The sequence below is a fragment of the Niallia sp. RD1 genome (assembly GCF_024219955.1).
Classification (GTDB): domain Bacteria; phylum Bacillota; class Bacilli; order Bacillales; family Cytobacillaceae; genus Niallia; species Niallia alba.
The window spans coordinates 2,557,078-2,571,928 of record NZ_CP100420.1 but is presented as its reverse complement, the minus strand read 5'-3'; the positions used below and the strand labels follow the sequence as shown (position 1 = coordinate 2,571,928).

Annotated in this window: 13 protein-coding genes and 4 pseudogenes; 6 read left to right on the top strand and 11 right to left on the bottom strand. The window is 34.2% G+C overall.

Annotation, left to right across the window (positions count from 1 at the left end; all coding sequences use genetic code 11):
• Positions 1–8 precede the first annotated feature (8 nt).
• The 5 genes and pseudogenes from NKG37_RS12270 to NKG37_RS12250 form a co-directional block, all read right to left on the bottom strand.
• Entirely contained in the window at positions 9–338 is a 330-nt protein-coding gene (locus NKG37_RS12270; protein ID WP_016201868.1) for an ArsR/SmtB family transcription factor, read from the bottom strand.
• A gap of 193 nt (positions 339–531) precedes the next feature.
• Positions 532–870, bottom strand: a pseudogene (locus NKG37_RS12265) (ArsR/SmtB family transcription factor).
• A gap of 534 nt (positions 871–1,404) precedes the next feature.
• A pseudogene (locus NKG37_RS12260) lies at positions 1,405–1,815 on the bottom strand (RNA-guided endonuclease TnpB family protein); the annotation flags it as partial.
• Positions 1,812–1,997, bottom strand: a pseudogene (locus tag NKG37_RS12255) (radical SAM protein); the annotation flags it as partial. The pseudogenes NKG37_RS12260 and NKG37_RS12255, both read right to left, overlap by 4 nt.
• Positions 1,996–2,220, bottom strand: coding sequence for a carboxymuconolactone decarboxylase family protein (locus NKG37_RS12250; protein ID WP_016205525.1), 225 nt, complete (start codon positions 2,218–2,220; stop codon positions 1,996–1,998). The pseudogene NKG37_RS12255 and the gene NKG37_RS12250, both read right to left, overlap by 2 nt.
• 552 nt (positions 2,221–2,772) lie before the next feature.
• Between NKG37_RS12250 and NKG37_RS12245 the strand changes: the two genes are divergently transcribed.
• The 3 genes from NKG37_RS12245 to NKG37_RS26085 all read left to right on the top strand — a co-directional run bounded on the left by NKG37_RS12245 (position 2,773) and on the right by NKG37_RS26085 (position 4,351).
• Positions 2,773–3,225 (top strand): MarR family winged helix-turn-helix transcriptional regulator, encoded by a 453-nt coding sequence (locus tag NKG37_RS12245; RefSeq protein ID WP_016201864.1) that lies wholly within the window; start codon positions 2,773–2,775, stop codon positions 3,223–3,225.
• 87 nt (positions 3,226–3,312) lie between these two features.
• Complete coding sequence (locus NKG37_RS12240) at positions 3,313–4,212, top strand: permease (RefSeq protein WP_254416277.1); 900 nt, start codon at positions 3,313–3,315, stop codon at positions 4,210–4,212.
• A 16-nt stretch (positions 4,213–4,228) separates the two neighbouring features.
• Entirely contained in the window at positions 4,229–4,351 is a 123-nt protein-coding gene (locus NKG37_RS26085; RefSeq protein ID WP_016201863.1) for a hypothetical protein, read from the top strand.
• 292 nt (positions 4,352–4,643) lie between these two features.
• Here the strand turns inward: NKG37_RS26085 and NKG37_RS12235 are convergent, their stop codons facing one another.
• The 5 genes from NKG37_RS12235 to NKG37_RS12215 all read right to left on the bottom strand — a co-directional run bounded on the left by NKG37_RS12235 (position 4,644) and on the right by NKG37_RS12215 (position 9,953).
• A complete protein-coding gene (locus tag NKG37_RS12235) occupies positions 4,644–5,396 on the bottom strand; it encodes an iron ABC transporter ATP-binding protein (RefSeq protein WP_016201862.1) in 753 nt (250 codons plus the stop codon).
• Positions 5,393–6,457 (bottom strand): iron chelate uptake ABC transporter family permease subunit, encoded by a 1,065-nt coding sequence (locus NKG37_RS12230; RefSeq protein ID WP_169189623.1) that lies wholly within the window; start codon positions 6,455–6,457, stop codon positions 5,393–5,395. The genes NKG37_RS12235 and NKG37_RS12230 overlap by 4 nt, the downstream gene beginning before the upstream one ends.
• On the bottom strand, positions 6,457–7,374 hold the full coding sequence (locus NKG37_RS12225; protein WP_224427985.1) for an ABC transporter permease: 918 nt from the start codon (positions 7,372–7,374) through the stop codon (positions 6,457–6,459). The genes NKG37_RS12230 and NKG37_RS12225 overlap by 1 nt, the downstream gene beginning before the upstream one ends.
• A gap of 124 nt (positions 7,375–7,498) precedes the next feature.
• Positions 7,499–8,512, bottom strand: a complete 1,014-nt coding sequence (locus NKG37_RS12220; protein WP_254416276.1) for a siderophore ABC transporter substrate-binding protein — start codon at positions 8,510–8,512, stop codon at positions 7,499–7,501.
• 457 nt (positions 8,513–8,969) lie between these two features.
• Positions 8,970–9,953 (bottom strand): ABC transporter substrate-binding protein, encoded by a 984-nt coding sequence (locus NKG37_RS12215; RefSeq protein ID WP_156827737.1) that lies wholly within the window; start codon positions 9,951–9,953, stop codon positions 8,970–8,972.
• A 200-nt stretch (positions 9,954–10,153) separates the two neighbouring features.
• On the opposite strand from NKG37_RS12215, the gene NKG37_RS12210 reads away from it, so the two are divergent.
• From NKG37_RS12210 to NKG37_RS12200, 3 genes are read left to right on the top strand one after another with little or no spacing between them, the layout of a single operon-like run.
• Entirely contained in the window at positions 10,154–11,158 is a 1,005-nt protein-coding gene (locus tag NKG37_RS12210) for a FecCD family ABC transporter permease (protein ID WP_254416275.1), read from the top strand.
• Entirely contained in the window at positions 11,155–12,210 is a 1,056-nt protein-coding gene (locus NKG37_RS12205) for a FecCD family ABC transporter permease (RefSeq protein WP_016201856.1), read from the top strand. The genes NKG37_RS12210 and NKG37_RS12205 overlap by 4 nt, the downstream gene beginning before the upstream one ends.
• A 17-nt stretch (positions 12,211–12,227) precedes the next feature.
• Complete coding sequence (locus NKG37_RS12200) at positions 12,228–13,031, top strand: ABC transporter ATP-binding protein (RefSeq protein ID WP_169188048.1); 804 nt, start codon at positions 12,228–12,230, stop codon at positions 13,029–13,031.
• 229 nt (positions 13,032–13,260) lie between these two features.
• Here the strand turns inward: NKG37_RS12200 and NKG37_RS12195 are convergent.
• Positions 13,261–14,705: pseudogene (locus NKG37_RS12195) on the bottom strand (spore germination protein).
• Between the last annotated feature and the right edge of the window lie 146 nt (positions 14,706–14,851).

Here is a 14,851-nt window from a genome sequence, read left to right as displayed (position 1 = left end):
AACCTCCACTAATTACATATAATTCTTAAACCCTTTTCCTCTAGCCATTGAAACTTTTCTCTCTGGCTTGGTACATGTTTTAATAACGTTTTTACTATTTCGTAGTATTCACTTGTTGTGCTTAAAGAATAGACCACCCACTGACCTTTTCTTTGTTCTTTTACAATTCCTAGATCCCTCATTTTCCTTAAATGCTGGCTTATAGAAGGCTGTGACATTTTGAAAATTTCAACAAATTCACATACACAACATTCCTGCTCAGCCAACATACTTACCATAGCTAATCTTGTTTTATCACCTAAAAGCTTTAATACATTTGCTGTTTCTTTTAATTCCAATTCATGTATCAATACTATTAACCTCCCATTCTATACCTTCACAAGAACATATAAGCATATTGTTATTTACTTATATATATATTACAATAAGGAATACTAATAAGTCGTAGTGTCAGATAAATGTCACCACTTACATAAGTATATACTTATATGTTAATAAGAGAATAAGTTAATGTCAACTACATTAATCTATTTAATCACAGGATATACGCAATCCGTTATCCTCAAGCCATCTAAACTTTGCATTTTGATTCGGGACATAACCTAAAATATCTTTTATCACAGGAAAAAAGTGATTTTGTTGGTCAAGAGAGTAAATAACCTATTGGCCTTTTCTTTGTTCTTTAACTAGACCTGCATCTTTTAATTTTCTTAAATGTTGACTTACAGCTGGTTGAGTCATTTGAAAAACATCTACCTACTCACAAACACAACAATCATGTATCAGAAGCATTCCCATTATGGATAACCTTGTCCGATCACCTAGCAGGTTTAAGATACGAGCAGTAGATTCTAATTGTCCAGTAGTCATGTTTAATCACCAGTCCCCTTTGAATTAAGTTTATATTAAATGGATTTCCTATAGTTTTCAAGAAAATAAAAGCTAGTCAAGGTTTATTCACTATTTCATGTACCATATTAAAAAAATATAATATTCATTCCCTATTGCATAATTGCATGAAGATATTTGTATCTAGAATAAGATTATTATGCCTTTCGATTACCTAAAGGATAAAAAAAGTAGTAGTACTCTTGGAGACACTACTACTTAACAAAGTCTTCTATATGGTAGATTAATTAACTTAGATAAATTCTTTTACTACTTGTTCCTATATGGGGTTTTGTGCCGAAACTTATCAAATTACCATTTACTACTACTGTAGGTGTTACATTCTTAAGAATCTCGTCTTCACTATTGAACTCCCCCCACTTATCGACCTTGCGATCTGATTGAAGTGGGAGATTCTTGGGAACAGAGCGTACTTGTTGACGTATTTCTTTGCCAACAGAGGTTTCTCTTATTGACCAAGCTATCCCCATCGATTCCTACGGTTCTATATTTTGTTTAAGCCAAAACTAAAGTTCTTAAGCCTTCAGCTAGGATATTTTTGCTGGCATTTATATCTCTATCGTGATGTTCGTGGCAAACAGGACTAGTCCAATCTCTTATTTCAAGAGGTTTCTTGCCATCCTGATGTCCACAATCGGAACATATTTGACTGGACGGAAACCATCTGCTTATTTTTACGATTGTTTTACCGTACCATTTGGCTTTGTATTCTAATTTCGATACAAAAGCAGACCACGATACATCAGAGATTGATTTTGCTAACTTATGATTGCGTAACATTCCTTTCGTATTCAAATCTTCGATACAGACAATATCGTGGTTTTTGATGATTTCTGTACTGAATTTGTTAAGGAAATCGTCACGTTGATTCATGACTCTTTCGTGCAATCTAGCGACTTTACGTTTATAGTAGCATGCTGTCCAAAAAATGTTATATGAGCATTGGGATTTAGTTTAGCAGCGCGTTTAGCAATTTCTACTCCAGCATGTACCGCATTGAATAATGGGACAGATATGGCAATTAATCCTTTATGTAAAAATTTTTCTTCCACTATTCCCTCTACATAAGTATCTAATACGGAAACGTTAAGCATTAACAGCAATAGCTGTGATTTGTCCAATTTCTTCACTATTAAATCCAAGCTGCTTAGCCATCAGTACAGCATTCTTTAAAGCCCCCTGATCATTAAGCAAAGTTGCTGACGTTAATATAGCAACCACTTTTTCTCTTTCTGGTAAAGTACCACCTTCAACTGCTTCGTTAAAAAACGTATCAAAAATAGAATTTAATTGTGGGTTTAAAGATAACATATTAATCTATCTACTTATTAACTTTATTAGAGGATGGGACATAACTAAATAGATACTCTGTAAAGACGAACAATTTCTAATATAGCTAGTAAATAGCGGCTGCTTTCGCATACTTTTTACAAGAGGAAATATAATTAGTTGGAAAAACAGAGCAGCCGGAATACACGAAGACTCCTATGGGATTAGCGAGACAGTCTGAGACCCTGCAGGCCACAGGCCGAAGCGGCTCAGCGCGAGCCCCATGGAAAGCGAAGTGTATTCCGGCTGCGGGGAATAGCACCAAACTTCATGGAAACATCCTTTGAAAAACAAATAAAAGCCCGAACAATTATACGGAACATTCATTAGCATCTTCGTATAATTGTTCGGAATTATCCTTGGCTGGAATACTTATGTCCCAGCCTCTTCGTTATGTTAATTCGATGATATAACCTATCTTGAGAACTTTCAATTAAAAATTCTGAAAAAAACATCAATTCAATTATTGACAAATGAAACAGTTGTATTTTACAATTAATTTATTAAATACTAAAAAAGACTGGTGTTGTAATTATGACTAACATGGAAATAGGGCAAGATTTGTATCAATTTCGTCAAATGCTTCAGATTTTAATTCGTCGTTTTGGATTACTTGAAAAAGAAGGTGCCCAATGTTGTGGGGTTTCTTTAGTGCAAAGTCATATATTATTTGAAGTAGATCGTATTAAAAATCCTTCATTAAATGATTTGTCATCATCGCTCGGTTTAGACAACAGTACATTAAGCCGCCACATTCAAGGTTTAGTAGATCGCAATTTAGTAAGTCGTATCCAATCTTCTACTGATCGTAGATACGTAACCATTACACTTACTTCTGAAGGAAAGAAATATGAAGATGATATTGCCAAACAAATGAATATATACAATCAAGAAATCCTCTCTAACATACCTGTAAATAAGCGTGGTCAAGTTTTAGAAAGTATTGATTTAATTCTGGAGGCTATGCAAAACAGCAGTTGCTGTTAAAGCCCCTTTTTTCTCGGAAATAATAGTTGTATTTTACAACTATTATATAAATATTATTTTCATATTTTGATTTAGGAGGAAAACTTCATGTCAGAGGTGGTAACAAAGGTATTATTAGAATTTCTTTCATTAAGTAAGAACTTATTAGTATTATTTATTGGTATTTCATTCTTTATTAGCATTATTCAACCCTATGTACCATTTGAAAAAGTAGAAAAATGGATGAGCAGTAAGAATCCGTTTTTAGCCAACTTAGCGGGAGCTTTACTAGGATTTATCACCCCTTTTTGTTCTTGCTCCACTGTACCATTATTGGTTACGATGATTAATCGTAAAGTACCTTTCCAAACTGTTATGACTTTTTTATTTAGCTCTCCATTATTAGATCCATGGATTTTAGGCTTAATGGCATATATTTATGGACTTAAGGTAACCATTGTTTATTCCGTTACAACATTTGTCTTCTCCATGATTATCGGGTGGTACTTAGACAAAAAGAATTACAAAGAACAAGTTAAAAATGTAGTCATTAAAGGTGTTCTTCCAGAGCAAGATGAAAAACGTAGAAAAGATTTCAAATTGAATATTAAGGAATCCATTAAGGAGACAATAGATTTAATCCGCTCCGTTCTAGTATATATATTAATTGGGGCATTAGTAGGAGCCATTATCAAAGAAGCCGTGCCAACTAACTTCTTTAACCTTATCTCTGAACATAATCAATTATGGGTAATTCCTTTGGCAGCTTTTATTGGGATTCCTCTATATGTTCGTCTATCAACAATGTTACCACTAGCTCAAGCCTTAATGGTTAATGGATTCCCAATTGCTCCTACTATGGCATTGCTGATAGGAGGTGCTGGAGCAAGTTTACCGGAAATAATAATGTTGAAAAGTATCTTCCGTACTAAATTAATAAGTGCTTTTGTAATATCTGTATTCCTAATGGCTACTGTATCTGGATATTTATTTTTAATACTAACTTAAATGGAGGTTTTTAATAATGGGACTAATGTCAATTTTTAAAGGAAATAAAAAAGAGAAAGATTGCTGCAATATAGAAATTGTGGAAGTTATTAATGAAAATACTAATTGTTGTTCAAGTGAAGAAAAGAAAGAAGCTTAGGGACAGATAAACACTATAGCATTTGCTAACAGTATATTATCATAAGTCAATCGTTTAATTGTTATTATTCAAAGCCATATCACTTAAGCGATATGGCTTTGAATTTTCCTGGTATACATTATTTCAGTACTTTACCTTACTTTAGCTTAATTTTTATCATAATTTTACGATAATCCTTCTTAGATCGAATGATGATATAATAAAAAAACGTCTAACCCCTTTTGTATCAAGGATTTAGACGCTTAGTATCCAAAATTAAAATTATTTTTTTCCTTTTAAAATAACTTTGTAATTAATAAATCGCTATTGGCCCATATGGACCATCCATAATTTCTATTTTCGTTTCAAAAATATCTGTCAAAACTACTGGGTCCATTATCTCCTCTACTGTTCCAAAAGCAGCAATTTGTCCATCTTTCATAGCACAAATTCTATCAGAATATTTAGCTGCAAAATTTATATCATGCATAACAGTCACAATAGTTCTTCCAAATTCATTAGCAGCATGCCTTAGATGTTCCATCATTTGAACAGAACGAGCAACATCAAGATTGTTTAAAGGCTCGTCCAAAAGTACATATTCCGTCTCTTGGCACAAAACCATTGCTACATATGCTCTTTGTCTTTGACCACCCGAAAGCTCATCTAAATATCTATTTTCTAGAGCAGTCAAGTCTAAAAAATCGATATATTTAGAAATAATAGCCTCATCCTCTTTTGTTAATCGACCCTTTGAATAAGGGAAACGCCCAAATCCAACCAGCTGTCTAATAGTAAGCCTAGTTACAAAATAATTTTCTTGTCGCAAAATAGTTAATATCTTTGCTAAGTCATTTGATTTAGATTTAGAAACATCCATACTCGCCACCTGTATTTGGCCTTCAGTCATCTCTAAAAGTCTTCCAATCATTAAAAGCGTCGTTGACTTTCCAGCACCATTTGGTCCAATTAAAGAAGTAAGACCAGCTTTTGGTATTTCAATATTCAAAGGTCCTATTTTCACCTTATCATTATATAATTTTCTAACATTATTAATCTTTATCATAGAGCCCTCTTCCTTAATATTACAATTAAAAATATTATTCCACCAAATAGTTCGATAATAACGGAAACGACACCTTGAGCATGAAATACATGATACATTAAAAAGTACGCACTCGTAATGATCAAAAATCCTATAGCAAGAGCCATCGGAAAAATATATCTGTGATCATAAGTTGGAGCCGCTTGATAACTCAGCGTTGCAACTAAAAATCCATAGAAAGTAAGTGGTCCTATCAAAGCCGTTGAAATAGACATTAAAATAGAAACTAATACAAGTACATAAATAATACTAGATTGATATTTTACTCCCAAAGAAGTAGAGACATCCTTTCCAAGTGACAAAGCATTTAATTTCTTAGAATAAACAAGAAGTAATAATGCTATAACTATTACCATTGGAATAACAACAGGAAAATATTCTGAATCTGCATTATTGACAGAACCAAATAATTTTGCCTGTAAAATATCAAACTCAGAAGGAGCTAGAATTCTTCTCATAAAAGTGGACACAGAATTCAGCCCTGTTCCAATAATAATTCCAACCAACAGCATGAGTTGCAAGTTCCCATACTTTCCAGATAGTAACCATCCATATAATATCAAACTCATCAAGACCATAACAATAACTTGTAATACAAATGGTCCAATACCAGTAAAATTTATCAGTGCACTAGCACCAAAGAAAAATATTGTACTAGTATGAATGGTTGAATATAGTGATTCAAATCCTAAAAGGGAAGGGGTAATAATTCTATTATTCGTAATCGATTGGAAAGCAACGGTCGACAAACTCTGACAAACTGCCGCAATAATCATAGCAACAACTGCTACTATTCTTCTCATAACAACGGGAATAAAAGAAGGTGAATTTACTGGAACTGGATTGTTATATACTAAAAGTCCATAGGAAGACAGGAGACCCAAAGCAATAAAAGTTATCAGCAGAATCCAATATCTTTTTTCCTCTTTCTTAGAACGAAAAGCTCTAGCTGATCTTTTTTCATTATGAAGGCTAGAATCAATTGCAACATATTCTTTATTTCTATACTCCAATACGTTCATCATAGCCTCCTTTGTTTTCTCTGTCTCAATAATATAGTAATAAATACGACAGACCCTACTGTTCCAAGTATTAAAGATACAGGTACTTCAAAAGGCATAATAATGGTTCTAGAAATGATATCACAAAGAGTTATAGTACCCATTCCTATCATACATACCCAAGGCAAATTACTCCTAAGATCATCTCCTCTAAACATGGAAACAATATTTGGTACTATTAAACCTAGAAAAGGTAAGTTTCCTATAACAGCTGCAACTATTCCAACTGCAAAAGAAATCAAAGCAGTGCCCAAAAGAACGATCCTATTGTAATTTAATCCAAGACTTGTTGCAACATCTTCCCCAAGTCCAGCTAAAGTCAATCTATTTGCATAAAGAAAAATAAGAATAGTAACTATAACAATAAACCATAAATATTCATATCTTCCCACTTGAACTGCCGCAAAAGAACCTACAAACCAACTTTCAATATTTTGTGTCATTTGAAAAGTGAGTCCAATAAAAGTGGAAACTGCAGAAATGACTGCTCCAAGCATCATTCCAATAATCGGTACAATTAAAGACGAACGAAGTTTAACTCTTCTTAAAAACAAAAAGAAAATCATCGTTCCTATAAAAGAAAAAATGATTGCACCAGTCATTCTTAGAACTAAGGATGGGGAAGGAAACAATAAATAAACAAGCAGAAGTCCTAAACCTGACCATTCACTTGTTCCTGTTGTGGTAGGTTCAACAAAACGGTTCTGTGTAATTAATTGCATTACGAGTCCAGCCATCGCCATTGCAGCTCCAGTAAGCATTAGTGCTACTGTTCTTGGAACTCGAGTGATGAAAAACATATCCATACCATCCTCTTGCCCCCTTATATCATAGACTCCAGTAAACAGTGATATAATTCCTAAAATCATAACAACTATACTCGTTATTATAAAAGGTTTTGTACAGATTATATTATGGTTATAAAGCTGGGGCTGAGAACTTTTCTCAACCCCGGCAATTTTGTTTATTGTCTTTTTCAACACTATGTTATACTCCCTTAGACTACTTAGCTAAAACACTTGCAAGGTTTTCAAATAACTCTATATACGTTTGAATTGATTCATTTGTGTAAGTATCAGTTGGTGCATATACGATCTGTCCCTTAGATACAGCAGTAGTGTTTTGAAGAGCTGGTGATTTTTCAATTACATCTTTAGCTGGAACTGATTCCGCTGCCGCAGATGTTGCAGCATCACGATCTAGTACGAAAAGCCAATCAGGATTACTTTGTGCAATAGCTTCAACAGAAACTTCATCACCTTGATGATCTGAAGAAGACTCGTCCACTTCTAATGCTGGAGCCCAATCAAAAATTTCATACATTGGTCCCCAAACGCGTCCAGAATGAGGAGCGGCAAAACCAATGTCTCCACCAGAAACGATTACACTCATTACTTTATCTGTTCCATTATATGCAGATTTAGCATCTTCAATAGCTTTATCAAAATCAGCGATCAATTGTTCAGCTTCTTCTTTTTTATCAAAAATTTGTGCTAAAGAATTTGTAGTATCCTTAAATCCATTTACAAAGTTTTCTCCAGGTGTATCCGTTTCCTCAGAAACATCAAAATCAAGATCAATAACAGCCACATTTGGCACTAATTTTTTTATCTCTTCATAATAGCTAGCAAATCTTTGACCGATTATTACAAGGTCAGGGTCTGCTGCTGCTATAATTTCAAGATTTGGCTCGCGGTGATTTCCAATATTTCGAACTGATTCATCTTTAACATATGCAGAATCCGCAGGCATTACATCTTTTGGAGCAGCCACTAATTCAACTCCCCAATCAGCTAAAGTTTCAAAAGTTCTATTATCCAACGAAACTACCTTTTTTGGGTTTACAGGAACAGTAACAGTTCCGTGAGTATCAGTAATTTCAATCGTCGATGCTTCAGTAGAATCCTTTTCTTGCCCATTAGTTTCCGTTTTACCACTTCCATTACTTGAATTGGAGCAAGCTGCCAATATCAAAGTAAAAATTGCTAAAATAACAGTTAATTTAAATTTCCCCATTTTTTATATACTCTCCCTTTATAAGATTTATAAACAACAGATTATTGAATTAATAAAATTAACATCTATGTAATGGTTTTTATGTATGAAAGTAAATAATTATCTCTATTTATCTATTGTATTTTGAGATAATTCAAAAACAAAGATGATAATGATTATCAATTTCAATAATGGTTTTAGTATACCAATTCAAAATTTATTGTCAAGTTGAATTCTAAATAGGTGAAATAAAAGTCAGTTACCTAGTGGCAACAGACTAAATTTTTTGCTATATCATAATTATTCAAATCAAAAATCATCATCTATTTAAGATTTATACATTAAATAAGGTATTAGAGTTACTTTCCCTTACAAGTATTAGGAGTAATATAAAAAATCTCCCTTTTTTGAGAACTATAAACAGACAACCTACTTACTACTAAAACCAATAATTAGAATACCGTATTAATCTAAGAACTTATTTATTTAACATAATATCTTCTAACTCGTCTAACATTTGATTTGCTGCAATTACACCGCCTGCAGTATTCCATACTGCATCACTTACTTCATGTGCATTTCCTTCTTTCACTACATTTAAGTTCTTCCACAAAGAATCACTTGTCCATTCTTTGGCAGTATCCAAGGCTTTTCGATCACCATCTGGAGCGTATGTAAAGTAGAAAAGTATATCTGCATCCATTTTAGGGATAACCTCTTTTCCTACTTCAATAGCCAGATTACCAAGCTGGTTATCAGCAGTGAAAAGGTCTTTTTGCTGTTCAGCACGCTTGAATCCTAATTCATCTAAAATGACACCTGAAAAAGAGTCTGTATAATATATACGGGAAGTTCCAGACATAAACCGAACAACGGAAACTTCTTGATTCACTTTATCCCCCAGTTTTTCTTTCACTTCTGAAACATGATTATCGAAATCACTTAAAACTAATTTCCCTTCTTCTTCTCGATTTAACGATTTTGCATATAATTCAAAATTCTCTTTCCAATCTCCCCTTAATGTCTCGGAAAAAACAGTAGGAGCAATAGCACTTAATTTACTATAAACTGCTTCTTGACGGATTTTACTTCCTATAATCAAATCAGGTTTTAAAGCAGCGATTTTTTCTAAATTGACTTCATGTTCTACCCCTACTACTTCCACACCATCCATATCACTTTTAATATGATCATACCAAGGATCCCCCAACCATGATTGTACGGCTCCAACTGGCTTGATCCCTAATGCTAAAAGCGCCTCTGTTCCTTCATTAGTTAAAACGACAACACGCTTTGGTGTCCCTTTAATTTCTGTAGTTCCCATTGCATGTTCAATCGTATAAGATTTGCTTTTTGAGGCGTTTGATTGGCTTGAGGGCTCATTTTTTACTGATGCTTCTTTCTCTGTATTTTCGCAGCCTGTCAGTGTTAAAAGTGCAACTACCAGCAGTGCTGCAATCATTGAAATAAAACGCTGTTGTTTAAAGTATGTAAGCAATTGTGTTACCTCCATATTTGATAATGATATTCATTTACAATTAGATGTTATGTTATAAAGAAAAATATGTCAATTGTTAATTGAAAATGATTTTCATAATCATTGACAGCCTTTTCTACTTCTCATAAACTAAAATATAGAAACTATTAGAGGAGAAAAACTACATGTTACTAACGAATAATGGAAGGAGAATTACTGGACTTGTAATCGGTTCATTATTATTATGTATCATTTTCATTTTTAGTATTGTACTAGGTTATACAGATACTAGCTTCAAAACGGCCATACAAGCTTTTCAGCATTTCAATGGTTCAAATGAGCATATTATTATTAAAGAAATCCGCCTTCCAAGGGCATTAATTGGAACAGTCGTAGGCAGTAGTTTAGCGATTGCCGGGGCTCTACTACAGGCTTTGACTAAAAACCCACTGGCTTCTCCAGATATACTGGGCGTTAATTCAGGTGCCAGTTTTTTTGTCATTTTAGGACTTATGTTCTTATCGATAACTTCGTTACAGGCATTTGCTTGGCTCGCTTTTTTAGGGGCAACAGTTACCTCTGTCATTGTTTATTTTCTGGGATCATTGGGGCGTGAGGGACTAACACCCATTAAATTAACACTAGCCGGAGCTGCGATGGCAGCATTGTTTTCATCCATGGCACAAGGATTTTTAGTAATGAATGAATCTGCCTTGGAGGAAGTGTTATTTTGGATGGCTGGTTCCGTCCAAGGAAGAAGTTTAAAGATTTTATTCTCTGTCTTACCTTATCTTATTGCCGGGAGCTTAATGGCATTTTTAATTTCGAATAAGATAAATATTTTGACCATGGGAGAAGATGTTGCAAAAGGACTTGGGCAACGAACTGGTGCGTTGAAATTGCTGATTGGAATTTCAGTTATCTTCCTTTCAGGAGCTTCAGTTGCAGTCGCTGGTCCAATTGGTTTTATTGGTATTGTTGTGCCACACATCGTAAAATGGCTGGTAGGTAATGATTATCGCTGGATTCTTCCTTATTGCGGAATCACTGGAGGAATCTTACTATTGCTTGCAGATATTGGCGCCAGGTACATCGTCATGCCTCAAGAAGTACCTGTAGGCATCATGACTGCTATCATCGGCACACCGTTCTTTATTTACATAGCTCGAAAAGGAGGTAAGGATTCATGAAGAAATATACATCTTTTAGAGTAGCCAAGAATCATATTTCCTTTTTATTTGATAGTAAATCATTATTCCTTATTTCTACTTTTTTTATTTTTCTGCTTGTTATATTCTTCATAAGTGCAGGTATAGGCGAAGAATTTATTCCACCTTGGGAAATTGTTACTATTTTATTAGGACATGGTTCAGATTTCGACACCTTGATTGTCCAATCTTTCCGAATGCCAAGAATTCTCTTATCCATATTAGTCGGGATGAGTTTAGCAGTGGCAGGAGCCATTTTACAGTCTGTTGTACGGAATCCGCTGGCTTCCCCCGATATCATCGGTATAACAGGTGGCGCTTCAGTAGCTGTCGTCCTATTTCTAGCTTTGTTTAGTGATATGAATCACTCTTTGACAATAAGCATTAGTTGGATGCCGCTAGCAGCTTTTATTGGTGCCACTTTGGTAGCGTTTCTACTCTATCTCCTTGCATGGAAGAAAGGTGTTTCACCTGTGCGCCTTGTTCTGGTTGGGATCGGGCTATGGGCATTAACAAAATCATTAACTACTTTGTTCATGATTTTAGGCCCAATTTATCAGGTTAGTCAGGCAAACATTTGGATTACTGGTTCTGTTTATGCCGCAAATTGGGGCAATATCCAGATTGCCGCTCCTATTATTTTAATTTTACTAATGATATCATTCATTATGATTAGAACTGTAAACATTCAAGATCTCGGGGAAGAGATAGCGATTGGATTAGGTTCTAAAGTACAGCAGCAGCGTTTCGTATTACTACTCATTTGTACTGCTTTAATTGGGACTGCTGTAGCATTTGCAGGTGGAATTGGGTTCGTTGGATTGATGGCACCTCATATAGCTCGAAAGCTTGTTGGTTCATCTTTTGGTGCGTTATTGCCATTATCTGCTTTTATCGGGGCAATTTTAGTACTAATTGCAGATACGATCGGCCGTACTTTATTTTTGCCGATTGAAGTTCCTGCAGGAATTTTTACCGCTACAATTGGGGCTCCATACTTCATCTTTCTTTTATATAAACAACGAAATGCATAGAAAGGAGCAATTATCAAATGGCAATATTAGAGACAAAATCACTAATTTTATCATATGGGGATACAGTCATCATAGATGAACTAGATTTACAGATTCCAAAAGGCGAGATTACAGTATTTATTGGAAGTAATGGATGTGGAAAATCAACACTTCTTCGTTCATTAGCACGCTTATTAAAACCGCAGTCAGGCTCCATTTTAATTGAAAAAGAGATGATTTCTAAGCTTTCCACGAAAGAAATTGCTAAACAATTAGCCATTCTTCCACAAGGTCCAGTTGCTCCAGAAGGACTAACGGTATTTCAATTGGTGAAGCAAGGACGTTATCCATACCAAAAATGGTACCGACAATGGTCTGAGGAAGATGAACAAATTGTCAATAATGCTCTTGAAGTGACTGGTATGTTGGCATTGGGTGAACGCCCAGTGGATTCCTTATCGGGGGGCCAGAGACAACGTGCCTGGATCGCAATGACTCTTGCACAAAATACAAATATAATATTGTTGGATGAACCGACTACCTATTTAGATATGACGCACCAAATTGAGGTTTTAGACCTATTATTTGAATTAAATGAAAAGGAAAACCGCACGATTGTGATGGTTCTTCATGACATAAACCTAGCATGCCGCTATGCAGATCATCTGATTGCTATTAAGGACCGGTCTGTTTATATTCAGGGAAAACCAGAAGAAGTGATTACATCAAAGGTAGTTAAAGACGTTTTTAATCTTGATTGTGAAGTAACGACAGATCCCCTCTTCGGGACACCTTTATGTATCCCTCATGGCAGAGGACGCCATATAAAGCCAATAATATGATTAACAATTTCCTCCTCATGGTATTTGAGAAATTTCCTTAACGCTAGCTTTCAAGACTCTCACCTACCAAGAGGTTGTTTATTCATCCTCGCTATAAATGGTGAGATTGTCTAAACGAACGCATCTACATTTATGTTTGAAATTAGATAAAAAGCAAGATTAGGATAAATCAACTCATATTAGTTAATGTTTTAATGTTCTCTGCAAATCGTTAACCATTTACAAATAATTAATCATCTTTATAAGTATGTTTGCTATTAATGAGTGTCTGTAAATCTCCCCTATAGATTGTATCTTTCAATTCTTGTATTCTAAACGGAATCAAAGGAGATAGATAGGGCACACCTAAAGATTTAATGCTTACCATATAAATTATTTGATTGGTTGCAGAGATGATTAATCCGTTAAATCCATAAAATTAGCAATAATCAAAAAAAGAGGTCTTAAAGTATTTTCTGCAGTAAGCATTCCTCTGTTAGCAAGGAGTAAACTAGAAATAGTTGTTATACCTACTAATATGAGACTAACTGGATGTACTAGCTTTGCTGTAACTGCTGTTTTTTCTACTACGATTGTTCCGATTAAGGAAAGCAAAATTACTGCATTTTTTGGAATACGAAAGGAAGCATCTAATAATATTCGAATGAAAAATAAAAGAATAGCAATTTCCCAAAAGGTTGGTAATAACTCACCTTTAGATATAAGTGCCTTTGAAATCTTGTCAGGTATATTTTCTTGATGAAAATTTGCTATTGCAATATAAATACCAGGTAAATATACAGAAAGAATGAAGCAAATCATTCTTAATATTCGATTTGTAAACCGCCCCATTTTTAAGTGATATTCATCTGGTGACTGAAATAAATCCATAAAAAGCGTGGGAGTAATGATAGCATGAGGAATGCCATCTACTAGTATGATTACTCTTCCTTCATATAAGGAGGATACAACTCCATCTATTCTTCCTGAAGTTCTTGCCAAATTAAAAATTGTCCTTGGTTTTCCTTCTAATACATCTTCTACAACTTTTGAATTTAGTACATACTTTATTTTTAGACTTTCTAGCCTTTTTCGTACTTCTAGTAAAATTCCTTTATCAACAATACCTTCTATAAATAATATTGAAACTGTTGTTTTGGAGATTGTCCCAAATTCCATCGTTTGTACACAAAAATCGGGAGTTTTTATTGTACTTCTTAACAAATTGATATTTGTTTTCATTTGTTCCGTTAGCCCAATGACCGGTCCCTTTGGAGACCTTTCTCCTAGTGATTCTTCAAGACTTCTTTCCTTCCACTTAGCGGATGGTATGATAATCCCTTTTCGGTAACCATTAATCAATATTATAGTATTTCCTTGTACGATAGCATCTATTAAGTCTTTGTACTGGCATGTGGTTTGCACATCAACCGTTTCAAAAATCCTTTCAATCATTTGATCAATAATAGATTCCTTAAATTCTACAGTCTTAAACGGCTCTAATAATGGTTTGACAACATATTCTTGTACGAGGTCTGTATCAATAATTCCATCCAAATAGACAATGTTGATATCAAAAGAATTTTCGAATCCAGTCTTTATCTTTCTTACGATAAGGTCAGTTGTATGATGAAATGTATTCTTTATATTGCTAATATTTTCTTGAAGGCATTCTAGCAATTCTTTTTTAATCATTCTATTACTCCCTTAAAGTGTTATTCACTTTAGTTTGTGGAAATATCTAATTTTTATCCTTATTCAACTAAATTAATAAAAAAACGTCTTCCCCTTATGTATCAAGGTTTTAGACGTTTATAAATATTAATGAAGGGGCAATTCAT